Source organism: Streptomyces sp. NPDC091281, assembly GCF_044757425.1.
In the GTDB taxonomy this organism is placed as follows: Bacteria; Actinomycetota; Actinomycetes; order Streptomycetales; family Streptomycetaceae; genus Streptomyces.
Genome location: NZ_JBIVUY010000008.1, coordinates 288,386 through 311,229, shown reverse-complemented (window position 1 = coordinate 311,229; position 22,844 = coordinate 288,386). Strand labels below are relative to the sequence as shown.

The 22,844-nt window shown below is 74.2% G+C and carries 18 protein-coding genes and 2 pseudogenes; 9 read left to right on the top strand and 11 right to left on the bottom strand.

Going from position 1 to position 22,844, the window contains the following annotated elements; all coding sequences use genetic code 11:
* Positions 1–172: 172 nt before the first annotated feature.
* Entirely contained in the window at positions 173–583 is a 411-nt protein-coding gene (locus ACIQPQ_RS22615) for a pyridoxamine 5'-phosphate oxidase family protein (RefSeq protein ID WP_401306269.1), read from the top strand.
* Positions 584–668: 85 nt separating this feature from the next.
* On the opposite strand, the gene ACIQPQ_RS22610 is transcribed toward ACIQPQ_RS22615, so the two are convergent.
* On the bottom strand, positions 669–2,279 hold the full coding sequence (locus ACIQPQ_RS22610) for a protein kinase (protein ID WP_401306267.1): 1,611 nt from the start codon (positions 2,277–2,279) through the stop codon (positions 669–671).
* Between the two features lie 402 nt (positions 2,280–2,681).
* On the opposite strand from ACIQPQ_RS22610, the gene ACIQPQ_RS22605 reads away from it, so the two are divergent.
* Positions 2,682–4,313 (top strand): protein kinase, encoded by a 1,632-nt coding sequence (locus ACIQPQ_RS22605; protein ID WP_401306266.1) that lies wholly within the window; start codon positions 2,682–2,684, stop codon positions 4,311–4,313.
* A 30-nt stretch (positions 4,314–4,343) separates the two neighbouring features.
* Here ACIQPQ_RS22605 and ACIQPQ_RS22600 read toward each other — a convergent pair whose 3' ends face one another.
* The gene (locus tag ACIQPQ_RS22600; RefSeq protein WP_383769767.1) at positions 4,344–4,892 is read right to left on the bottom strand and encodes a bacterial proteasome activator family protein; all 549 of its coding nucleotides are present in this window, start codon (positions 4,890–4,892) and stop codon (positions 4,344–4,346) included.
* Positions 4,893–5,060: 168 nt separating this feature from the next.
* Here ACIQPQ_RS22600 and ACIQPQ_RS22595 point away from each other — a divergent pair, with 168 nt between their 5' ends.
* Positions 5,061–5,933 carry a hypothetical protein gene (locus ACIQPQ_RS22595; RefSeq protein WP_401306264.1) on the top strand — a complete coding sequence of 291 codons (873 nt, stop codon included), beginning with the start codon at positions 5,061–5,063 and terminating at the stop codon, positions 5,931–5,933.
* Positions 5,934–5,967: 34 nt separating this feature from the next.
* Here the strand turns inward: ACIQPQ_RS22595 and ACIQPQ_RS22590 are convergent, their stop codons facing one another.
* Positions 5,968–6,948, bottom strand: a complete 981-nt coding sequence (locus tag ACIQPQ_RS22590) for an NAD(P)H-quinone oxidoreductase (protein WP_401306263.1) — start codon at positions 6,946–6,948, stop codon at positions 5,968–5,970.
* Positions 6,949–7,115: 167 nt separating this feature from the next.
* Between ACIQPQ_RS22590 and ACIQPQ_RS22585 the strand changes: the two genes are divergently transcribed.
* Entirely contained in the window at positions 7,116–8,165 is a 1,050-nt protein-coding gene (locus tag ACIQPQ_RS22585; protein ID WP_401306262.1) for an ATP-binding cassette domain-containing protein, read from the top strand.
* Positions 8,162–9,013: an ABC transporter permease gene (locus tag ACIQPQ_RS22580; protein WP_401306260.1), complete on the top strand. Its 852-nt coding sequence runs from the start codon at positions 8,162–8,164 to the stop codon at positions 9,011–9,013. Before ACIQPQ_RS22585 ends, ACIQPQ_RS22580 begins: the two co-directional genes overlap by 4 nt.
* A 146-nt stretch (positions 9,014–9,159) precedes the next feature.
* On the opposite strand, the pseudogene ACIQPQ_RS22575 reads toward ACIQPQ_RS22580, so the two are convergent.
* Positions 9,160–9,912, bottom strand: a pseudogene (locus ACIQPQ_RS22575) (potassium channel family protein); the annotation flags it as partial.
* Between the two features lie 31 nt (positions 9,913–9,943).
* Between ACIQPQ_RS22575 and ACIQPQ_RS22570 the strand changes: the two are divergent.
* Positions 9,944–11,059: a potassium channel family protein gene (locus ACIQPQ_RS22570; RefSeq protein WP_401306258.1), complete on the top strand. Its 1,116-nt coding sequence runs from the start codon at positions 9,944–9,946 to the stop codon at positions 11,057–11,059.
* Between the two features lie 108 nt (positions 11,060–11,167).
* Positions 11,168–11,656 (top strand): hypothetical protein, encoded by a 489-nt coding sequence (locus ACIQPQ_RS22565; protein ID WP_401306257.1) that lies wholly within the window; start codon positions 11,168–11,170, stop codon positions 11,654–11,656.
* An 84-nt stretch (positions 11,657–11,740) separates the two neighbouring features.
* Here the strand turns inward: ACIQPQ_RS22565 and ACIQPQ_RS22560 are convergent, their stop codons facing one another.
* The 5 genes and pseudogenes from ACIQPQ_RS22560 to pdhA all read right to left on the bottom strand — a co-directional run bounded on the left by ACIQPQ_RS22560 (position 11,741) and on the right by pdhA (position 17,993).
* The gene (locus ACIQPQ_RS22560) at positions 11,741–13,180 is read right to left on the bottom strand and encodes a molybdopterin molybdotransferase MoeA (protein WP_401306255.1); all 1,440 of its coding nucleotides are present in this window, start codon (positions 13,178–13,180) and stop codon (positions 11,741–11,743) included.
* A gap of 209 nt (positions 13,181–13,389) precedes the next feature.
* A pseudogene (locus tag ACIQPQ_RS22555) lies at positions 13,390–14,268 on the bottom strand (DUF6457 domain-containing protein); the annotation flags it as partial.
* Between the two features lie 175 nt (positions 14,269–14,443).
* A complete protein-coding gene (locus ACIQPQ_RS22550) occupies positions 14,444–15,820 on the bottom strand; it encodes a dihydrolipoamide acetyltransferase family protein (protein ID WP_401306253.1) in 1,377 nt (458 codons plus the stop codon).
* On the bottom strand, positions 15,820–16,824 hold the full coding sequence (locus ACIQPQ_RS22545; RefSeq protein ID WP_383769794.1) for an alpha-ketoacid dehydrogenase subunit beta: 1,005 nt from the start codon (positions 16,822–16,824) through the stop codon (positions 15,820–15,822). Before ACIQPQ_RS22545 ends, ACIQPQ_RS22550 begins: the two co-directional genes overlap by 1 nt.
* Positions 16,821–17,993 (bottom strand): pyruvate dehydrogenase (acetyl-transferring) E1 component subunit alpha, encoded by a 1,173-nt coding sequence (gene pdhA / locus ACIQPQ_RS22540; protein ID WP_401306251.1) that lies wholly within the window; start codon positions 17,991–17,993, stop codon positions 16,821–16,823. Before pdhA ends, ACIQPQ_RS22545 begins: the two co-directional genes overlap by 4 nt.
* A 174-nt stretch (positions 17,994–18,167) precedes the next feature.
* Between pdhA and ACIQPQ_RS22535 the strand changes: the two genes are divergently transcribed.
* A complete protein-coding gene (locus tag ACIQPQ_RS22535; protein ID WP_401306249.1) occupies positions 18,168–18,767 on the top strand; it encodes an Lrp/AsnC family transcriptional regulator in 600 nt (199 codons plus the stop codon).
* Between the two features lie 128 nt (positions 18,768–18,895).
* On the opposite strand, the gene ACIQPQ_RS22530 is transcribed toward ACIQPQ_RS22535, so the two are convergent.
* Together ACIQPQ_RS22530 and ACIQPQ_RS22525 are read right to left on the bottom strand one after the other, a co-directional pair.
* Positions 18,896–19,486 carry a TetR/AcrR family transcriptional regulator gene (locus ACIQPQ_RS22530; protein WP_401306248.1) on the bottom strand — a complete coding sequence of 197 codons (591 nt, stop codon included), beginning with the start codon at positions 19,484–19,486 and terminating at the stop codon, positions 18,896–18,898.
* Positions 19,483–20,997: a 3-hydroxyacyl-CoA dehydrogenase gene (locus ACIQPQ_RS22525; RefSeq protein WP_383769804.1), complete on the bottom strand. Its 1,515-nt coding sequence runs from the start codon at positions 20,995–20,997 to the stop codon at positions 19,483–19,485. Before ACIQPQ_RS22525 ends, ACIQPQ_RS22530 begins: the two co-directional genes overlap by 4 nt.
* A gap of 148 nt (positions 20,998–21,145) precedes the next feature.
* Between ACIQPQ_RS22525 and paaN the strand changes: the two genes are divergently transcribed.
* Complete coding sequence (gene paaN, locus ACIQPQ_RS22520) at positions 21,146–22,837, top strand: phenylacetic acid degradation protein PaaN (RefSeq protein ID WP_401306246.1); 1,692 nt, start codon at positions 21,146–21,148, stop codon at positions 22,835–22,837.
* Positions 22,838–22,844: the final 7 nt, after the last annotated feature.

Here is a 22,844-nt window from a genome sequence, read left to right as displayed (position 1 = left end):
CAGCCAGCGGGCGCGCGCAGGCGGACGGCGAGCGGGGTGTGGGCGGGCCGCCGCCGGTCGCCAAGGGGTTGCGCGTGAGGCGCGCACGCCGCCGGTACTCGGGACTTTCGTCCCTTTCTTCCGGGGCCGCCGCCCCTGGTGCGGCCACGCGCGCGCCGCACACAGTGGACCCATGCCGACCGACGAACAGCTCGCCGTCGACCTCCTCGCGCGCACCGCGTACGGCCGGGTCGCGACCAGCCTGCGCGCCCTGCCCTTCCTGGCGTGCGCCCGGCACGTCGTCGTCGACGGCGCTCTGCTGCTGCGCATGCACCGGGGCCACGGCCACCACCGCGCGTGCGCCGGGCACGTCGTCGCGTACGGCACGGACAACCTGAACGCCGCCCGGCCGGACCCGGGCGAGGGCTGGTGGTCGGTCCAGGTGGTCGGCGAGTGCACCTCCGCCCACCCCACCCCGGCGGAGCTGGAGCTGTTCGGCCCCGCCCCCCGGCACACGGCCGACGGCACCGCCTTCGACCCGGTCTACCTGCGCGTCGTGCCCCGGCTGGCCCGCGTGGAGCGCGCGGACGCCACGCGCGCGTGAGCGCAAACGCGTCGCGCGCGTGAGGCGGGTGCCGCACGCGCGCGAGGTGAAGTGAGGTGAGGTGAGGTGCCGGAAAGGCTCCGGGTCAGTTGCCGCCGGGGAGACCGGCGACCGCGCCCTGGTCCGCGCCGCCGTTCGCGGCGCCGCCGTCGGCGGTTCCGGGCGGCGGGCTCTCCTCGTTGCTCGGCTCGGGCTCCTGCGTCTCCGGCTCGGTGGGCTCCTCCTCGGTCGGCTCCTCCTCGGTGGGCTCCTCCTTCGTCGGCTCCTCGCTGACGCTGGGCGAGGGCTTGTAGGAGGGCGAGTAGGAGGGCTCCCAGCCGGAGCCGGAGTCCGAGCCGGTGCTGCCGTCGGAGGTGTCCTCCGACTGCTCCTCGGTCGGCTCCTCGCTCGGCTTCTCGCTCGCGCTGTCGTCCGGCTTCGAGGGGGTGGCGCTCGGCGACTGCGAGGTCTTGCCGTCGCCGGAACCGCCCGTGTTCTGCGTGTTCAGCGCCAGGGCCACGCCCGCCGCGATGGCGATCACCGCGAGCACGGCGAGAATCCACAGCTTGCCGCGACCGCTGCCCTGGTTGCCGTGCCCCTCGAAACCGCCGTCGTCGCCGCCGCCGTAGCCGGAGGGCAGGATCTGCTGCGGGATCTGGGAGGTGTGGGCCCCGCCGTCGCCGTGCGGCAGCGCGGTGGTGGACGCGAAACCGCCCGCGGCGGAGGCGCCCGTGCCGGTGGGCGCCGTGACCGGGCCGGTGTTCCAGGTGCCGGTGTGGCCGCCCTGGTCGTACAGCATCTGGAGGGCGTACTGGACCAGGCCGCGCATCTCCTCAGCGGTCTGGAACCGGTCGTCCGGGTCCTTGGCGAGGGAGCGCATGACGAGCCCGTCCAACTCGGGCGGGCAGGCGCCGTCCGAGCCGCGCGAGGGCGGCATCGGGATGTCCTGGACGTGCTGGTAGACCACCGACAGCGGGGTCTCGCCGGTGAACGGCGGGCGCAGCGCGAGGAGTTCGTAGAGCAGGCAGCCGGTGGCGTACAGGTCGGAGCGGTGGTCGACGGCCTTGCCGAGCGCCTGCTCGGGGGAGAGGTACTGCGGGGTGCCCATGACCATGCCGGTCTGCGTCATGGTGGTGGACGCGCCGTGCAGGGCGCGCGCGATGCCGAAGTCCATCACCTTGACCGCGCCGTGGTGGGTGATGATCACGTTGGCGGGCTTGATGTCGCGGTGCACGATGCCGTGCTGGTGCGAGTAGGCGAGCGCCTCCAGCACCCCGGAGACGATGATGAGGGCCTGCTCGGGGCCGGGTGCCTCGGCGTTCAGCAGCAGGTCGCGGATGGTCCGCCCCTCGACCAGCTCCATGACGATGTACGGCACGCTCTGGCCGCCGACGACGTCCTCGCCGGAGTCGTACACGGCGACGATGGCGTGGTGGTTGAGACCGGCCACCGACTGGGCCTCGCGCGTGAAGCGGGCCTTGGAGACGGGGTCCTCGGCGAGGTCGGCGCGCAGCAGCTTGACCGCGACGGTGCGTCCGAGGCGGACGTCCTCGGCGGCGAACACCTCCGCCATGCCGCCCCGGCCGAGCCGACCGGTCAGCCGGTACCGGCCGTCGCCGACCAGCCCGCCGTTGCCCCACATCTCCGGCGCGTCTGACATTCCGCCGCCAGTCGCCTCGGGGTCGGACGGGCCCTGAGCCTGCTGCTGCGGTGCCATCGGTCCTCGCCGTCGTTTCTGCCCGCGGTGCGCGCGGTGTTGTCACGGTCTCCGGCGGCCACGCTACAGCCTCCGCGCCGGCCTCCGTTCCGGGATCGGCGCGGGCCGCGGCCGGGGACGGACCGGCCATCAAACCCGCAGCGCGGTCCGGCGCGCAAATTCCGTGTACCGCCCGCAGTGCGCCGGTAACGCTTGCGCGACGCTTCTTTCGCGTACGGTCACGGAACGGGCATCGCGCTTGACGTGTCAGTGCCCTCGGGCAGACTTGGCCGGGAATAGCACTATCGATCACACGACGGCGGGCCGCGGCGGACGACGGGCCAGGAAGGCCCACCGGGCCCGCCCGAGGCCCTGTAGGGCCACGACGGGGCCCACGGGGCTCTTTGACGGGGGACGCAGACGATGAGTCAGGACGGCGACGCACAGGGCCGGTACACGGGGCGGGCGGTCGCCGGCGGTCGGTACCAGCTGCGCGATCTGCTCGGCCAGGGCGGCATGGCCGCCGTCCACCTCGCCTACGACTCCGTGCTGGACCGCCAGGTCGCGGTCAAGACGCTCCACACCGAGCTGGGCCGCGAACAGGCATTCCGCGAGCGGTTCCGCCGTGAGGCCCAGGCCGTGGCCAAGCTCACGCACACCAACATCGTCTCGGTGTTCGACACCGGCGAGGATGACGTCGACGGCATGACGACGCCGTACATCGTCATGGAGTACATCGAGGGGCGGCCGCTCGGCTCGGTGCTCGACGAGGACGTGCGGCGGCAGGGCGCGATGCCCGCCGACCAGGCCCTGAAGGTCACCGCGGACGTGCTGGCCGCACTGGAGATCAGCCACGAGATGGGCCTGGTCCACCGCGACATCAAGCCGGGCAACGTGATGGTGACCAAGCGCGGCGTGGTCAAGGTGATGGACTTCGGCATCGCGCGCGCGATGCAGTCGGGCGTCACCTCGATGACGCAGACCGGCATGGTGGTCGGCACCCCGCAGTACCTGTCGCCGGAGCAGGCCCTCGGCCGGGGCGTCGACGCCCGCTCCGACCTGTACTCGGTCGGCGTCATGCTGTTCCAACTGGTCACCGGGCGGCTGCCGTTCGACGCGGACTCGCCGCTGGCGATCGCGTACGCGCATGTGCAGGAGGAGCCGGTGGCGGCGTCCTCCATCAACCGCGCGCTGCCCCCGGGCGTGGACGCGCTGATCGCGCGCGCGTTGAAGAAGAACCCGAACGAGCGCTTCCCCACCGCCGTCGCCATGCGCGACGAGTGTCTGCGCGTCGCGGCCTCCTTCCAGGCGGCCCCGCCGAGCATCGTGCCGGGCGTCGGCCCGCAGAGCGGCGCGGGCGTCGGTTCGGCGGTGTTCCCGCCGATCGGGCAGAACCCGCAGACGCCCGCGGGCCACGTGCAGACGCCGTACCAGCCGAACCCGACCCCGAACCCGTACGGCACACCGTCGACGCCCCCGCCGTCGTACGGCTATCCGCAGCAGGGCGGCTACCAGACGCCCGCCCAGCAGTACGGCCTCCAGCAGCAGGGCGCGCCCACGCCGCCCGCCTACCACCTCGGCGGGCAGCAGGGGCCGACCGGTCCGCGGCGCAGCGGCAAGCCGGTGGTGATCGGTTCGGCGGTGGTCGCCGTGACGGCCGTCGTCGCCCTGGCGGCCACCCTCGCCCGCGGCGAGGGCGACACCGGCGACAAGGGCTCGTCCGGTTCCAGCGCGTCGGCCTCGGCGACGCAGGCGGCCGGGTACCGCGGCCCGGACCCGAGCCGCACGATGGACCCGACGGCCTGCTCGGAGCCGCAGGAGTCGTACAACGACCCCGACAAGATCCGGGTCCCGAACTTCCAGTTCAAGAACCTGGACTCGGTGAAGGAGTGCTTCCAGGCCGCGGGCTGGAAGATCGAGGTCAAGAAGGTCGACGAGAACACCTACGGCGACGGGACGGTCATGAACCAGTTCCCGTCCGCCGGGACGGACGTCGACCCGAAGGACATGCCCGAGATCGAGCTGAGCGTGTCCACGGGCAACCCGGCGTCCTGACGACGCCGGGCCCCCAGGTGGCGTACGGGCCTACAGGTACGGTCCGCCCGAACGGCCGCCCGCGCGCGGGTCCTCGACGCCCTCCTGGCCGCCCACGCCCGGCGGCAGGGCGCGGCGCATCTGCTCCAACTGGGCCCGCGCGGCCATCTGCTGGGCGAACAGCGTGGTCTGGATGCCGTGGAACAGGCCCTCCAGCCAGCCGACCAACTGGGCCTGCGCGATCCGCAGTTCCGCGTCGCTCGGGGTGGACTCCTCGTTGAAGGGCAGCGAGAGCCGCTCCAGCTCCTCGACCAGCTCCGGCGCGAGGCCGTCCTCCAGCTCCTTCACGGAGCTGGCGTGGATCTCCTTGAGCCGGGCGCGGCTGGCCTCGTCGAGGGGAGCCGCGCGGACCTCCTCCAGCAGCTGCTTGATCATGCTGCCGATCCGCATCACCTTGGCGGGCTGCTCCACCATCTCGGTGACCGGGATCTCCCGTGCCTCGTCGTCCGCGTCGACACCGCCGAGCGCCATGCCGTCCTGGCCCACGACCAGGATCTTCTGGGCGTTATCCGGCGACGTTTCGTTCCTCGGCATCTCCATGCCCCCATTGTCTCCCACCCGTACACCTCATCACCGTGGCGCCCCCCGCGGAAGATGATCCACAGCATCGGTCGGTTCCGATCGGAGCAGTGCGGAATGCGGTGAATATGCCGCCGTGTGACGCTTGAGGCCTCTTTCTTCGCCGGTTTCTCCGGGAGGGGCACGGACGTGACACCAAGGCGGCGGGGGCAGCGGGGACGGCGGGAACAGTCGGGGCTGCGGGGACGGTCGGGGCTGTGGGGGGCGCGGCTGGGGGCCGGACTGCTGGTGGCGGCCCTCCCGCTCGTGGGCGGGGTGACGTACGCGGGGGCGGCAGAGTACGGGAGCGTGACGTCGTACGGGGGTGCGGCGCCGTACGTGGGTGGGGCGGCGTACCTGGGTGTCGTGCCGTATGCCAGTGGTGGCCCGGAGGACGGTGGGGCGGTGTCCTCGGCGGCCGGGGACGAGCGGGGGACGGCGGCCCCGCGTGGGCCCGGACGGGAGCGGGAGTCCGCGCCGGGACGGGACTCCTCCTGGGCGCCGGGGCACCACGGCCGCGAGCGCGCCCCGGACGCCGCGGCACCGGCGTCGCGGGCGCCACGCGCCCCCGGATCACCGTCCGACGACGCGTCCGAGCGGGCGGGCAGCCGGGCGGGGGAGGGGCGGGCCCGGCCCGGTCGTACCGAGGAGGCGCACGGCAGGGCGCCCGCCTCCGCCGACGCCGAGCCGGAGGAGCGGTCGAGCGCCGCACCGGACGACGACCCGGCGGAGGACACCCAGGACGACCCGCAGGAGAACCCGCGGGAGGACACCGCCGGGGACGGTGAGGACAGCGCCGTACCGGACGGGACAGCCGCCGCGGAACCGGACGCCTCGGCCGGGGTCGGCCAGGAGGCCGGGCGGGCGCCGTCCGCCTCGCCGCAGGCCGTGGGGCGGGTGCACGCCGTGGCGGAGCAGCCCGTGGGCCGCATGCTGCGCGTCCTGCCGCTCGGCAGCGGCCTGATCCTCATCGGCCTCGGGCTGGGCCTCGCCTTCCTCGGCCTGCGGCTGCGGCGCGGGTGACGCGCCCCCGGCGGGGGCGGTGCCGCGGTCCCGGTCAGGGGGCGAGCAGCAGGACCTTGCCGACGTGGCCGCTCTCCTCAATGACCCGGTGCGCCGTGGCCGCGTCGCTCATCGGGATCTCACGGTCGACCACCGGCCGCACCCGGCCTTCCGCGATCAGCGGCCAGACGCGCTCGCGCACCTCCGCGACGATCTCCGCCTTCTCGTCGAGCGGGCGGGCCCGCAGCGAGGTCGCGCTGATCGTGCCGCGCTTGGCCAGCAGGGCACCGATGTTCAGCTCGGCCTTGAGGCCGCCCTGCATGCCGATGATCGCCAGGCGGCCGCCCACGGCGAGCGCCCGGACGTTGCGGTCGAGGTACTTCGCGCCCATGTTGTCGAGGATCACGTCGGCGCCCGCGCCGTCGGTGGCGCGCTCGATCTCCGCCACGAAGTCCTGCTCGCGGTAGTCGATCAGGATGTCGGCGCCCAGCTCGGCGCAGCGCGCGAGCTTCTCCCCGGTGCCCGCCGTGACCGCGACGCGCGCGCCGAACGCCTTGCCGAGCTGGATCGCCATGGTGCCGATACCGCTGGAGCCGCCGTGCACGAGCAGCGTCTCCCCCGCGGTGAGGCGGGCGGTGCGGAACACGTTCGACCAGACCGTGCAGGCGACCTCGGGCAGCGCGGCGGCCCGGACCAGGTCGGTGCCGTCGGGCAGCGGCAGCAGCTGACCGGCCGGGACGGCGACCTTGGTGGCGTAGCCGCCGCCCGCGAGCAGGGCGCACACCTCGTCGCCGACGGACCAGCCGGTGACGCCGGGGCCGAGGGCGGCGATCCGGCCGGAGCACTCCAGGCCGGGGTAGGGGGAGGCGCCGGGCGGCGGGTTGTAGAAGCCCTGGCGCTGGAGGAGGTCGGCCCGGTTGACGGCACCGGCCACCACCTCGACCAGGACCTCGCCCTCGCCGGGTACGGGGTCGGGGACCTCGTCCCACACCAGCGCCTCGGGACCACCGGGTTCGGGAATCGTGATCGCATGCATGAGGGGGACGCTACTCCCCCGGCGGTGACCGGCCCGGCCCCCGCTCAAAGGTGCGCGCCGAGGCTCGACCGGTCCCGGAGAAAAAAACCTGTGCGGGACCGATGAATCTGCGCGACGGTAAAGGTCTTCCCATGCGTCACCCAAGAACGCGGAAGGACGACCCCACCATGAGCCAGCACACCGCCGGCCTGGCGATCGAGACGGACGGTCTGGTGAAGACGTTCGGCGAGACGCGGGCCGTGGACGGCGTGGACCTCGCGGTTCCCACCGGAACGGTCTACGGAGTCCTCGGCCCCAACGGCGCGGGCAAGACCACCACCGTCAAGATGCTCGCCACCCTGCTGCGGCCCGACGGCGGCCGCGCGCTCGTCTTCGGCCACGACGTGGTCCGCGAGGCGGACGAGGTACGCGGCCTGGTCAGCCTGACCGGCCAGTACGCGTCCGTCGACGAGGACCTCACCGGCACCGAGAACCTGGTGCTGCTCGGCCGCCTCCTCGGCCACGCCAAGAAGGCCGCGCGGGAACGGGCGGGCCAGCTCCTGGAGGCGTTCGGGCTGACCGAGGCGGGCGGCAAGCAGGTCAAGCACTACTCGGGCGGGATGCGCCGCCGTATCGACATCGCCGCCTCCATCCTCAGCACCCCCGACCTGCTCTTCCTCGACGAGCCGACGACCGGGCTCGACCCGCGCAGCCGCAACCAGGTGTGGGACATCGTGCGCGCGGTGGTCGCCCAGGGCACCACCGTCCTGCTGACCACGCAGTACCTGGACGAGGCCGACCAGCTGGCGTCCCGGATCGCCGTCATCGACCGGGGCAAGGTGATCGCGGAGGGCACCAAGGGGGAGCTGAAGGCGTCCGTGGGCGCCGGATCGGTCCACCTGCGGCTGCGGGACGCGGACCAGCGGCCGGTCGCGGCGGAGGTGCTGGGCCGGGTGCTGGACGCGCGCGTGCAGCTCGAACCCGACCCCGTGGCACTGACGGCCCGGCTGACGGCGGCGGCCGACGACACCGCCGCGGAGCAGGCCGCGCGCGCCCTCGGCGAACTCGCCCGGGGCGGGGTCACCGTCGACAACTTCTCCCTCGGCCAGCCCAGCCTGGACGAGGTCTTCCTCGCCCTGACCGGCCACGACACCGGCGAATCCGGCACCACCCGCCCCGCGGACAGCGGCGGCGACGCCGACGGCGACAGCACGAAGAAGGACGAGGTGGCGGCATGAGCACCGTGACGACGACCCACGAGGCGCAGGATCTCGCCCCCGTCCGCGCCGACTCGCTGGCCGCGCTGCTGGTCGCCAAGGAGCGCCCGCCGCGCCCCAGCGCCTGGTCGGCCTCGCTCACCTTCGGCTGGCGCGCGATCCTCAAGATCAAGCACGTGCCGGAGCAGCTGTTCGACGTCACCGCGTTCCCGATCATGATGGTGCTGATGTACACGTACCTCTTCGGGGGCGCCCTCGCCGGGTCGCCGAAGGAGTACATCCAGTTCCTGCTGCCGGGCATCCTGACGATGTCCGTGGTCATGATCACGATGTACACGGGCGTCTCGGTCAACACCGACATCGAGAAGGGCGTCTTCGACCGCTTCCGCTCGCTGCCGATCTGGCGGCCGTCGACGATGGTCGGCTACCTCCTCGGCGACGCCCTGCGCTACGCCATCGCCTCCGTCGTGATGCTGACGGTGGGCATGATCCTCGGCTACCGGGCGGACGGCGGGGTGCTCGGCGTGGTCGCCGGGATCGCCCTGCTGATCGTCTTCTCGTTCGCCTTCTCGTGGATCTGGACCATGTTCGGGCTCCTGCTGCGCACCGAGAAGTCGGTGATGGGCGTCAGCATGATGGTGATCTTCCCGCTGACCTTCCTGTCCAACGTGTTCGTGGACCCGAGGACCATGCCGGGCTGGCTCCAGGCCTTCGTCAACAACAGCCCGGTCACGCACGTCGCGTCCGCGGTGCGCGGCCTGATGGCCGGTGACTGGCCCGCCGCCGACGTCGCCTGGTCGCTGGGGTGGGCCGGTCTCTTCGTCGCGGTCTTCGGACCGGTGACGATGCGGCTGTACAACCGGAAGTAGCCGGGCCTACAAGTGCGCGGGTCCGAGGGTGCGCCGGTCCACGGGTGCGCGGGTGCGCGGGTGCGCGGGCAGACGGTGTCGGGAGGGGAAGGGAGGCAGGTCCGGTGCGTGAGGCGGGGCCGGTACTCAGGGCGGTTCGGGCGGCCTCAGAGGCGGGGGATCGGCGGCGGGGGCGGCGGGGGCACCCGCACGATCGTGACCAGCCGGTCCGTCAGCTCCAGCACACCGAGCGCCGGATCGTCGTACGCCAGCACCCGGTGACCGCGCACCACGCTCACCACCAGGTCGTCCGTGTCGCGCGGGCGCAACCCCGCCTCGGCCTTGGTGACGGTGCGTTCGACGAGGTCGAGGCCGCTGCCCTGATGCATCAGGTCCTCCATCACCCGGCCCGCGGCGGGACTGAGCACGGACAGCCCGAGCAGCCGCCCGGCGGCACCCGCGCTGGTGATGACCTCGTCGGCGCCGGACTGCCGCAGCAGCGGCGCGTTCTCCTCCTCCCGCGCGGCGGCCACGATCTTGGCGTCGGCGTTGAGCTGCCGGGCGGTCAGCACCACGAGGACGGCCGTGTCGTCGCGTTCCGTGGCGATGATGATCCGCCCCGCCCGCTGCACCTCCGCGCGCCGCAGGACGTCGCTGCGGGTGGCGTCGCCCGCCACGCCCTCGTAGCCCTCGGCGCGGGCCGCCTCGATCGCCTTCGCGCCGGGGTCGATCACCACGACCAGCTCCTTCCGCAGCCCCGAGGCACAGGCGGTCCGGATCGCGGACCGGCCTTTCGTGCCGAAGCCGACGACGACAGTGTGGTCACGCAAGGGGGACCTCCGGGATGCTGGGCGAAAGCTCTGTACGGACGGGTGTCGCGTGCGGACCGGTGCGACGCCGCCGTGAACCATGGTGCCCACCGATCGGATCACCACCACAGGGGGGCACGCGATGCGGGACCATGAACGACGGCAGACGGGGGCGGGGCGGCTGACGCTGCTGCGCTCGCTCTGGTACCGGTCCCGTGCCGAGGCCCGCGACGACGCGGAGGCGGGCCGCTCCATCACGATGCCGCTCCAGACCGGCATCCCCCCGCTCCTCCAGGTGCTGCGCCGCCTCGCCCTGGCGTTGCTGGTGCTGCTGGTCACCACCCTCATCGTCTACGCGGACAACGCGGGCTACAACGACAACTCCGACGGCTCCGTCGACTTCCTCGACGCCGCCTACTACGCCACGGTCACCCTCTCCACCACCGGCTACGGCGACATCACCCCCGTCGGTGACGGCGCGCGGCTCATCAACATCCTGGTGATCACGCCGCTGCGGGTGGTCTTCCTGATCATCCTGGTCGGCACGACCCTCGAAGTCCTCACCGAGCGCACCCGCCAGCAGGTCCGCGTCCACCGCTGGCGCAGCCGCACCCACGACCACGTCGTGGTCGTCGGCTACGGCACCAAGGGACGGCACGCGGTGGAGACCCTGATCGGGCAGGGCATCACCAAGGACCGGATCGTGATCGTGGACGTCCAGAAGAAGGCCGCGCACGCCGCCGGGGACGCCGGACTGGTCTGCGTCATCGGGGACGCCACCCGCTCGGAAACCCTCCTCAAGGCCGAGGTGCCGCACGCCTCCCGGGTGATCGTCGCCCCGCAACGCGACGACACCGCCACCCTGGTCACGCTCACCGCCCGCCAGCTCAACAAGCGCGCCACGATCGTGGTCGCCGCCCGCGAGGACGAGAACGTGCCCCTGCTCAAGCAGAGCGGCGCCGACACCGTCGTCACCAGCTCCAGCTCCGCGGGCCGCCTGCTCGGCGTCTCCATGGTCAGCCCCACGGTCGCCCGCACGCTGGAGGACCTGATGACCCTGGGCAGCGGCCTGGACCTCGTCGAACGCCCCGTCACCCGCAAGGAGGCCGGAAAGTCGCCCCGCGGCTGCGCCGACCTCGTCGTGGCGGTCGTCCGCGGCAAGGACCTCCTCGACTTCGCCGACCCCCGCCTCACCGAACTCAAGGTCGGCGACCGGCTGATCACCGTACGGCGAGCGACGGTGTCCGAGGCGGCGTGAGGAGGGCGCGCCGGGGGGGTGCGACTCCGCCGCCGGGCGGTCTCGGCGTTCCCCCCATTGGCGTGTGATCGCCTTCCGGGCAGGCCGCACGGCGCCTAGCGTGCGTCCATGCCCTGGCTCACTCTGCTCAGCGCGGTCGTGGGCGCGGTCATCGCCACCTCGTCCGCTGCCCTGCTCGACCGGTTCCGGTGGCGAAGAGAACGGCACGACCGCCTTCTCGGAGTACGCCGCTCTCTGTACGGCGACTACCTCGCCTGTCTCTCCGAGGCGCGCAACGCCTTCCGGAGCCTGGCGCGTGACCTGGACGCGACGGCCACCGCACGGGAACGGACAGCGCGGGACGGCTTCGCCGCCTGCTACGGCGCGCGGTATCAGATGTCGATCACCGCGTCACAGGAGGTCTACGAGGCCTCCGAGACGGCCTTCCGGCGCCTGCGCGATGTGCGGGATCTGGCTGCCGCAGGCGCCGCACCGGACGACGCGGCCTACGAAGAGGGCCGCATCCGCTACGAAGACGCTCTGACCGGACTCCGTGCCGCCATGCGCCGGGACCTGGGGTCGGACCGGACGACCCCACCCTCCGCGCCCGGCGGGTGAGGTACGGCTCGCCCGGTGGGGGCAGCGCCCGCAGCGTCGGCCGTTCCGTCCTCGCCCGGCTGCTGCGACGAGGACGGACATGTTTCACGTGAAACAGGACCCCATCCCGGCCGTCGTCCACGGCAGGTCCAGCAGTTCCGTCTCCTGACCGGCGCGGGTGCCGCCCGGCGGTACGACGGCGAGGGCGTCGGCCGTGGCGATGCCCCGGAGCATCGCCGGGCCCTGATAGCGCAGCGGCACCGCGTGGTCGCCACGCAGGACCACGGGGACGAGGCGGGCGTCACGCGGATGCCCGTGGACCGACTCCCGCAGCGGCAGCCCGTACGGCTCCGGGGCGGGCCGCCGGCCGAGGGCGCGCAGCAGGGGTTCGGCGAGGGTGAGCAGCCCGGAGACGGCCGCCAGGGGGTTGCCGGGCAGCCCGACGAGGTGCCGGTCGGGCTGGAGGCGGGCCAGCAGCATCGGATGCCCGGGGCGGACGTCCACGCCGTCCACCAGCAGGTCGGCGCCCATCCGCTCCAGGGTGGGGTGGACGTGGTCCACGGGTCCGGCCGCGGTGCCGCCCGTGGTGACGATCAGGTCGGCCGTCGAGCCGGTCAGGGCCCGGTGGAGGGTGTCCGCGTCGTCGCCGATCCGGCGGAGCGACACCACCTCGGCGCCCAGGGAACGCAGCCAGGGCGGCAGCATCGGGCCGAGCGCGTCCCGGATCAATCCGTCGTGGGGTCGGCCCTCGGTGAGCAGTTCGTCGCCCAGGACGTACACCTCGACCCGGGGCCGGGGCGTCACGGCCACCGTGTCGTATCCGGCCGCCGCGGCGAGTCCCAGGACGGCGGGGGTGACGACGGTTCCGTCCGGCAGCAACTGCTCCCCGCTGCGGCACTCCTGGCCGCGCGGCCGGATGTCCTGGCCGTGCTGGACGTCCCGGCCCGCGTGCAGCCTGCCCTGTTCGTCGGTCCGGCCGTGCTCGCTGCGGAGGACCGCCGTGGTGTCCGGGGGGATACGGGCGCCGGTGGCGATCCGGACGGCCTCGCCGTCGACCAGGCGCGCGGCCTCGGTGTGCCCGGCCAGCACGCCGTCGCCGCGGACGGTCCAGGGGCCGGGTCCGGCGACCGCCCAGCCGTCCATCGCGGACGTGTCGAAGGACGGCAGGTCGGTGAGGGCGGTCAGCGGGGCGGCCAGGACGAGGCCGAGGGCGTCGTGCAGGGCGACGGAGTCCGGGGCACGCCGGGCGGCCGGGGCGCGTCCGGCCCGCCCGGCGATCGCGCGGGCGTCGGCCCAGGAGGTCGCGGGGCGGTGCCGCTCGGGCGGGCGGGGGGCGGGCGCCGGGGCGGGGGCGGCTCCGGTGGCGGGGGAAGGGGTGCCGGGGGAGGCGGGGGTGCCGGGGGAGGCGGGGGTGCCGGGGGAGGCGGGTCCGTGGTCCGGGGGCGCCGGGCGGGCCGGGCGGCTGCGGTGGTTCACGAGGGCAAGCACCTCCTCGACGTCGAGGTCCTCGGCGTCCTGACCGGCCCGGATACCGGGGGCGCTCATCCGGCGTCCGGCCGGGGGGCGGGGGTGCCGGGAGCCACGGGGGTGCCCGGATCGGCGGGGGCGGCGGGCCCGGTGGGCGCGGCTGGGTCGGTGGGGGTGCCCGGATCGGCGGGGACGGCGTGCCCGGTGGGGGCGGCTGGGTCGGTGGGAGCGGCTGGGTCGGTGGGGGTGCCCGGATCGGCGGGGACGGCGTGCCCGGTGGGGGCGGCTGGGCTGCCGGCCGGGGCCGCCGCGGCACGCCCCGTCCCCTCCGCCTCCTGGGCCTGCTCCGTCTCCTCGGCCTCCTGGGCCCACCGCTGTGCCAGGGCTGCGGCGCGGCGGGCGGCCTCGGCGACGGCCTCGGGGCCGCCTCCGGCGCGCGCGGCGGCGTAGCCGACCAGGAAGGTGGTCAGGGGAGCGGCGGGCCGCGCCACGCCGTGGGCGGCGTCGCGGGCGAGGTCGAGGAGGAGTCCGGTGTCGACGTCCAGGTCGATGCCCAGCTCGTCCTTGGCTGCGGAGATCCATTCATCCAACACGTGGCCATGCTCCCTGATGCGCGCGCGGGCGGCGGCGATGTCGTCCCAGGTGTCGCAGTCGAAGGCGGCCACCGGGTCGGGTACGCGGGTGACGCGGAGTGCGGCGGTCAGCCGCCGCAGGGGCAGCCCGGCGAGGCCGCCCGGCCGCGCGCCGAGCACCGCCAGTTCCCGCCGCAGGGCGCCCGCCCGGTACGCGGCGACCAGCGGCTGGTCCCGCCCGTCGGCGTCGGTGAGCAGCGCGCCCTCGGGTCCGGCGCCGCCGGGCTCCAGGGCCGCGCGCAGCCGCCGTACGGTGTCCGGCGCGAGGAAGGGCAGGTCGGCGGAGAGGGCGAGGACGGTGTCGGCGGTGGTGTGCCGCAGACCGGCGGCCAGCGCCGCGACCGGGCCCGCGCCGGGCGGGTCCTCGCGGGCCCAGCGCACCGGACGGGCCGTGGGCCGGGGCGCCGCGACGACGACGGTGACGGCCGCGTCCGCGCAGGCGCCGAGCACCCGGTCGAGGAGGGACCGCCCGCCGACCCGGACACCGGGCTTGTCGGCACCCCCCAGCCGTCGGGCGCCGCCCCCGGCGAGCACGACGACGTCGTACGCGCCGACGGCCCGCCCGGCCGGGCGGTCGGGGCTCTCCGGGTGCGCCGCGCGCTCGATCGGGGTCACCCCCCGAGTATGCGCGCGCCGGTGCCGGGCACCGCGGGGCGGAGGCCCGTCCCGCGGCGCCGTACGGCGGCGTGCCCGGTGCGCGGTGGCGCCGTCACAGGGTGCGCAGCAGCACCGCCGGCTGTTCGACGCAGTCCGCGACGTACCGCAGGAAGCCGCCCGCGGTGCCGCCGTCGCACACCCGGTGGTCGAAGGTGAGCGAGAGCTGGACGACCTGCCGGACGGCCAGCTCGCCCTCGTGCACCCACGGCTTGGGGATGATGCGCCCCACGCCGAGCATGGCCGCCTCGGGGTGGTTGACGATCGGGGTGGAGCCGTCGACGCCGAAGACCCCGTAGTTGTTGAGGGTGAAGGTGCCGCCGGTCAGGTCGGCCGGGGTGAGGGTGCCGGTGCGGGCCGCCTCGGTGAGCCGGGCGAACTCGGCGGTCAGGCCCTCCGCGTCGCGGGCGTGCGCGTCGCGGACGACGGGGACCACGAGGCCCCGTTCGGTCTGCGCGGCGAACCCGAGGTGGACCTGGTCGAGGACGACGACCTCGCGGGCCTCCTGGTCGACGGTGGAGTTCAGCTCGGGGAAGCGGGCCAGGGCCGCGGTGGTGATCCGGGCCAGCAGCGCGAGCAGGGAGATCTTCGGCGCCCCGGACGCGTTCATCGCCGCGCGGGCGCGCATGAGTTCCGTCGCGTCGGCGTCCACCCAGCAGGTCGCGTCCGGGATTTCCCGACGGCTGCGGGCGAGCTTGTCGGCGACGGCGCCCCGGACGCCCTTGAGCGGTATCCGGGTGCCGCCCGCGGCGGGGCGGGCCGCCGCGGGGGCCGCGACCGGCGCCTGCGGGGCGGACGGGAGGGGCGTCACCACGGTGGTGCGGGCCTGCGCGGCGGCGGCGCGCAGCGCGTACTCCACGTCGGCGCGCAGGATCAGGCCGTCCGGTCCGGAGCCGGTCAGCTCCCGCAGGTCGAGGCCGTTCTCCCGGGCGAGACGGCGCACCAGCGGGGAGATCACGGGCACCGGCCCGTCGGGCTCGGCGGCCGCGCTCCAGCCGTTCGCCGGGGCGGGCACGGCGGGGGCGGCGGGCCGCTCGGGAGCCGCGGACACCGTGGGCGCCACCGGGGCGGGCCGCTCCGGGCGGACCCGGCGGCGCCGGGCGGGCGCCTCGGAGGTGCCGTACCCCACGAGGACATTGCCCGATCCCTCGGCGGCGGGGGTCTCCGCCGGGCCGTCGGACGCGTCAGGACCGACGGCGACCGTGATCAGCGGAGCGCCGACGGGCAGTTCGCTGCCCTCGTCGCCGAAGCGGGCGGTGACGACGCCGCCGTAGGGGCAGGGCACCTCCACCATCGCCTTGGCCGTCTCGACCTCCACGACCGGCTGGTCGACGGCGACGACGTCGCCGACCTGGACCAGCCAGCGGACGATCTCCGCCTCGGTGAGCCCCTCCCCGAGGTCGGGGAGCTTGAACTCCAGCACCTGTGCCATCAGCTCTCGGCCTCCCACTGCAGACGCGCCACGGCGTCCAGGATGCGGTCGACGCCGGGCAGATGGTGGCGCTCCAGCATCGGCGGCGGGTAGGGGATGTCGAACCCGGCGACGCGCAGCACCGGCGCCTCCAGGTGGTGGAAGCAGCGCTCCGTGACGCGGGCGGCGATCTCCCCTCCCGGACCGGCGAAGGAGCCCGATTCATGGACGACGACCGCTCGTCCGGTCCGCCGGACCGAGGCGCAGACCGTCTCGTCGTCGAACGGCACCAGCGAGCGCAGGTCGACGACTTCCAGGTCCCAGCCCTCGGACCGTGCCGCCTCGGCGGCTTCGAGGCAGACGGGCACCGACGGCCCGTACGTGATGAGCGTGGCGCTCCGGCCGGAGCGCCGCACCACCGCACGGCCGATGGGTTCAACGGCCGCGGGCTCCTCCGGGTTCCAGGAGTCCTTCGACCAGTACAGCCGCTTGGGCTCCAGGAGGACCACCGGGTCGTCGGAGGCGATCGCGGCGCGCAGCAGGCCGTAGGCGTCGGCGACGGTGGCGGGGGTGACGACGTGCAGGCCGGGGGTGGCGATGTAGTAGGCCTCGGAGGAGTCGCTGTGGTGCTCCACGCCGCCGATGCCGCCGCCGTAGGGCACGCGGATGGTGATCGGCAGGGGCATCCGGCCGCGGGTGCGGTTGCGCATGCGCGCGACATGGCTGATCAGTTGCTCGAACGCCGGGTAGGCGAACGCGTCGAACTGCATCTCCACGACCGGCCGCAGCCCGTACATGGCCATGCCGACGGCGGTGCCGAGGATGCCGGCCTCGGCGAGCGGGGTGTCGGTGCAGCGGTCCTCGCCGAACTCCTTGGCGAGGCCGTCCGTCACCCGGAACACCCCGCCGAGCGCCCCCACGTCCTCACCGAGGACGTGGACCGTGGGGTCGGCGGCCATCGCGTCGCGCAGCGCGCGCGTGAGGGCCTGCGCCATGGTGGCCGGTTTCACGGCGACGGTCGTCATCGCAGGCCGCCTTCCCGATCAGCGGCGTCGGTGTCGTCGGAGTCGGCGCCGTGCTCCGCCTCCAGTTCGGCCCGCAGCAGGGCCCGCTGTTCGCGCAGTTGCGGGGTGGGCTCGGCGTACACGTGGGCGAAGAGGTCCATGGGGTCCAGCGGGGCGTCCTGGTTCATGCGGGCGCGCAGGTCGGCGGCGGTGGCCTCGGCGGCGTCCCGGGCGGCCTGCCGGGTCTCCTCGTCGAGGAGCCCGCGCGCGGTCAGCTCGCGCTCCAGCAGGTCGATGGGGTCGTGCGCGCGCCAGGTCTCGATCTCGGCCTCGCCGCGGTAGCGGGTGGCGTCGTCGGCGTTGGTGTGCGCCTCCACGCGGTACGTGACGGCCTCCACCAGGGTGGGGCCGCCGCCCGCGCGGGCGTGGCGGACCGCCTCGGTGAGCACCTCGTGCACGGCGGCGACGTCGTTGCCGTCGACCAGGCGGCCCGGGATGCCGTATCCGACGGCCTTGTGCGCCAGGGAGGGGGCGGCGGTCTGCTTGGCGAGCGGGACGGAGATCGCGAAGCCGTTGTTCTGGACGAAGAAGACGACCGGGGCCTGCCAGACGGCCGCGAAGTTCAGCGCCTCGTGGAAGTCGCCCTCGCTGGTGCCGCCGTCACCGACCATCGCGAGCGCCACCACGTCGTCGCCCTTGAGGCGGGCGGCGTGCGCGAGCCCCACGGCGTGCGGGAGCTGGGTGGCGAGCGGGGTGCAGAGCGGGGCCACCCGGTGGTCGTACGGGTCGTAGCCGGTGTGCCAGTCGCCGCGCAGCAGGGTCAGCGCCTCGACGGGGTCCACGCCGCGCGCGACGACCGCGAGGGTGTCGCGGTAGCTCGGGAAGAGCCAGTCGCGGTCTTCCAGGACGAGCGCGGCGGCGATCTCGCAGGCCTCCTGGCCGGTGCTCGACGGGTAGACGGCGAGGCGGCCCTGCTTGGTGAGGGCGGTCGCCTGCGCGTTGTACCGACGGCCGCGGACCAGGTGGGCGTAGAGCCCGCGCAGCAGCTCCGGATCGGCCTGCGCCGCCGCCTCGGTGCCGAGCACGCGGTACGGCTCCGCGTCGGGCAGGAGCGGCGCGGGGTCGGTGCGGGGCTGCCAGGCGGGCGGCGGGGTCGGCCTGTACCCGCCCCGCTGCTCCATGACCGTCATGACGGCACCTCCTCGTGGAGTCGCTACGGGAGGCGGGTCGGCTGTGACCCGTCTCACCTACCGATTGTTCGGTCGTCGGCACATTTTGGCTACAGGGCCCCTCAGGCTGTGGACAAACGGTTCTGCACAGCCTGGAATGAACGCAGGACGTCCACGGCGGAGAGGCGGGGGGACATGGCGCCTGAACAAATGGCCGATCAGCCGGAGGGCGACGTCCGGTCCCGTCCGGACAGCGGCGGCCGGCCACCCGCCCCGGCGGCCCCGCCGCAGAACCCTGCGCCCCAGGCCGCCGCGCCCCAGAACCCGGTGCCCACCCCTGCCCCGCCGCCGCGCCCCCTCGACGCCATCGACCAGGACATCCTGCGGATGCTCCAGGCGGACGGCCGGGCCTCGGTGCGCTCGGTCGCCGAGCGGGTCCACGTCTCGCGCGCCAACGCGTACGCGCGCATCAACCGGCTCGTCGAGGACGGCGTCATACGCGGTTTCGGCGCCCGCGTGGACCACGAACGCGCCGGTCACGGCACCTCCGCCTACGTGACGCTGAAGATCGTGCAGAACTCCTGGCGCACGGTCCGCGAGCAGCTCCGGCAGCTGCCGGGCGCCTCCCACATCGCCCTGGTGGGCGGGGACTTCGACGTGCTGCTCCTGGTGCACACGCCCGACAACCGCTCCCTGCGCGAACTGGTCCTCACCCGGCTCCAGGCGATCCCGGAGGTCCTCAGCACACGCACCCTGCTGGTCTTCGAGGAGGAGGACCTCGACCTCCAGGCCTGACGCCGCCCGCGGCCTGACGGCGCCCGCGCGCAGACGCCCCGCGCGGGCCGACACTCCGCGCAGGTGGCCGCCCCACGCGGGCGGAGATCCCGCGCGCGCGGACGCACGGGGCGATCACCGCCCCGGCGTCAGCCCTCCGCGCGCAGCCCCGCGAACACCAGCCGCACCACCGCGTCGCCCACCTCGCGCTCGCCCATGCCGCGCCCGTCGGGCCGGTACCACTCGACGATCGAGTTGATCATCCCGAAGACCAGGCGGGTCGCGAGCCGCACCTCGATGTCACCGCGCACGTCCCCGTCCTCGGCGGCGGCCCGCAGCAGGGCGGCCACCCGGTGGTCGAAGTCGCGCCGCCGCTCCAGCGCCCACCGTTCGGCGTCCGTGTTGCCGCGCACGCGCAGCAGCAGCGTCACGTACGGCAGTTCGGTGATGAGCACCTCGACCATGCGCCGGACGACGTACTCCAGGCGCTCCACCGCGCGTCCCGCGCGCGCGTGCTCCTCGTCCAGGATGCCGAAGAGGCCGTCCAGGGCGCGGCTCACGGCCCGCCGCAGCAGTTCCTCCTTGCCGGGGACGTGGTGGTAGATCGACGACTTGGAGATCCCGGCCGCGCGCGAGAGGTGCTCCATGGAGGTGCCGTCGTAGCCGCGCTCGTTGAAGACCTGCACGGCGACCGAGAGCAGGGTCTCCGGGGTGTACGTGTCGCGCTTGGCGGTGGTCACGAGGCGCCCTCCCGCTTGTCGGTGGAGTGACCGTGACGGTACAGCGCCAGGGAGGGCGCGTAGCGGCCGGAGGGTTCACGCAGGTGCAGCTCCTCCAGCAGGTCGTGGGCCCAGACCCGGCCGAGCCTGCGGCTCCACTCGAAGGGCCCGAGCGGGTAGTTGACGCCCAGGCGCATCGCGGTGTCGATGTCCTCCTCGGTGGCGACGCCCTTGGCGACCGCGTCGTGCGCGAGGTCGACGATCCGGGCGACGGTGCGCGCGACGATCATTCCGGGCACGTCCCCGATGACGCTGACGTCCTTGCCGAGCGCCTGGAACAGGCCGACGGACTCGGCGACGGCCTGCGCGGAGGTGTCCTGGGACGCGGACAGCGCGATCCGGGTCGCCTTGCGGTAGTCGAGGGCGAGGTCGAAGTAGACGACGTCCCGGAACTCCACCGACGTCTGGCCGTCGGCGAGGACCAGCTGGCCGCCGCAGGGCAGCACCAGGCGGGTGCCGTTGTCCTCGTCCTCCTCGCGCACCGGGATGCCCCGCTCGCGGATCAGGTCGAGCAGGTCGGCGGCGGGCCCGAGATCGCCCTCGGCGACGACGTAGGCGGGCGCCTGCGCGGGCTCGGCGGTGTGCGGTTCGGCGGGCTCGGCGCCCTCGCCGTAGTCGAACCAGCCGTGCCCGGTCTTGCGGCCGAGGCGGCCGGACTCGACCAGGCGGCGCTGGGCCAGCGACGGCGTGAACCGCACGTCCTGGAAGAACGCCCGCCACACGGAGTGGGTGACCGACTCGTTGACGTCCTGGCCGATCAGGTCGGTCAGCTCGAAGGCGCCCATCCGGAACCCGCCGGACTCGCGCAGCACCGCGTCGACGGTGGCCGGGTCGGCGCCCTGGGCCTCGTGCACGGCGAACGCCTCGGCGTAGAAGGGCCGGGCGATGCGGTTGACGATGAAGCCGGGGGTGTCGGCGCAGGCGACCGGCGTCTTGCCCCACAGCCGGGCCGTCTCGTACGCGCGCGTGGCGGAGGTGACGTCGGTGGCGTAGCCGGAGACGACCTCGACGAGGGGCAGCAGCGGCGCGGGGTTGAAGAAGTGCAGTCCGACGAGGCGGCCGGGCGCGCGCAGGGCGCCGCCGATCGACGTCACCGACAGGGAGGAGGTGTTCGTGGCGAGCAGGCAGTCCTCGCCGACGACGTCCTCCAGCGCCCGGAACAGCTCCTGCTTGACCTCCAGCCGTTCGACGACCGCCTCGACGACCAGCGCGCAGTCCGCGAGCCCGGCGAGGGCGTCCACGGCCGTGAGGCGCGCGCGGGCGGCGTCCCGTTCGGCGGCGGTGAGCCGGTCCTTCTCGACCAGCCGGTCGAGGCGCCGGCCGAGGATGTCGGCGGCCTCCGCGGCCCGGCCGGGGACGGCGTCGTACAGCCGCACAGGATGGCCCGCGACCAGTGCGACCTGGGCGATCCCCTGGCCCATGGTGCCGGTGCCGACGACGGCCACGGGGCTGCTGAGGTCGAGTGCTGTCATGTGCGCGATCCTCCCGCACGGGGTTTTCCACAGATGCGGCGGACCCCCTTGTCCCGACCGATCGTTCGGTTACTCTAACGTGGACGCGCCCTTCCCGCCCAGGTCATGAGCTCGACGAGGAGCTCTCAAGACGAGGAGTTGGTCCCGCATGGCCCCCCAGCCGACCGCCCACGAGCTGATCGCCCAGCACCGGCCGACCCTCGACCAGGCCCTGGAGGCGATCCGCAGCCGCGCGTACTGGTCGCCGCACCCGGAGCACCCGAAGGCCTACGGGGAGAACGGCAGCCTGGACGCGGCCGCGGGCAAGGCCGCCTTCGACGCCGTCCTCGGCACCCGCCTCGACCTCGGCCAGCCCGGCACGGACGGCTGGGTCGGCGGCGAGGTCTCGCCGTACGGCGTCGAGCTGGGCGTGGAGTATCCGCACGCGGACCTCGACGTGCTGCTGCCCGCGATGAAGGCCGGGCAGCGCGCCTGGCGGGACGCGGGCGCGGAGCTGCGCGCGGTGGTCTGCCTGGAGATCCTCAAGCGGATCTCCGACCGGACGCACGAGTTCGCGCACGCGGTCATGCACACCTCCGGCCAGGCCTTCATGATGGCGTTCCAGGCGGGCGGCCCGCACGCCCAGGACCGCGGCCTGGAGGCGGTGGCGTACGCGTACGTGGAGCAGGTCCGCACCCCCGACACGGCGGAGTGGACCAAGCCTCAGGGCAAGCGCGACCCGCTGGCGCTGACCAAGAGCTTCACGCCGGTCCCGCGCGGCATCGCCCTGATGATCGGCTGCAACACCTTCCCGACGTGGAACGGCTACCCGGGCCTGTTCGCCTCCCTCGCCACGGGCAACGCGGTCGTGGTGAAGCCCCACCCGCGCGCGGTGCTGCCGCTGGCGCTGACCGTGGCCGTCGCGCGCGAGGTGCTGGCGGAGGCGGGCTTCGACCCGAACCTGGTCGCGCTCGCCGCCGAGCGCCCCGGCGAGGGCATCGCCAAGACCCTGGCGACCCGCCCCGAGATCAGGATCGTCGACTACACCGGCTCCACCGCCTTCGGCGACTGGCTGGAGGCCAACGCCCGCCAGGCGCAGGTCTACACGGAGAAGGCGGGCGTCAACAGCGTCCTCGTCGAGTCCACCGACGACTACAAGGGCATGCTCGCCAACCTGGCGTTCTCCCTGTCGCTCTACAGCGGCCAGATGTGCACCACCCCGCAGAACCTGCTGATCCCCCGCGACGGCATCCGCACCGACCAGGGCCCGCGCACCTTCGACGAGGTCGTCGCGGACCTCGCGGGCGCGGTCGGCGGCCTCCTCGGCGACGACGCGCGCGCCAACGGCCTGCTGGGCGCGATCGTCAACCCGGACGTGAAGGCCCGCCTGGAGGCCGCCGCCGGTCTCGGCGAGGTCGCGCTCGCCTCCCGCGAGGTGACCCACCCGGACTTCCCCGGCGCGGTCGTGCGCACCCCGCTGATCGTCAAGCTGGACGGCGCCAAGCCGGACGACGAGGCCGCCTACCTGAACGAATGCTTCGGCCCGGTCTCCTTCGCCGTCGCCCTCGACTCCACGCAGGACGCGCTCGCGCTGCTGCGGCGCACGATCCGCGAGAAGGGCGCGATGACCGTCGGCGCCTACACCACCGACGAGGAGGTCGAGCGGGAGGTCCAGGAGGTCTGCCTGGAGGAGGCCGCGCAGCTCTCCCTCAACCTCACCGGCGGGGTGTACGTCAACCAGACGGCCGCCTTCTCCGACTTCCACGGCTCCGGCGGCAACCCGGCGGCCAACGCGGCCCTCACCGACGGCGCGTTCGTCGCCAACCGCTTCCGCGTGGTGGAGGTCCGCCGGGAGGCCTGAGGCCCGT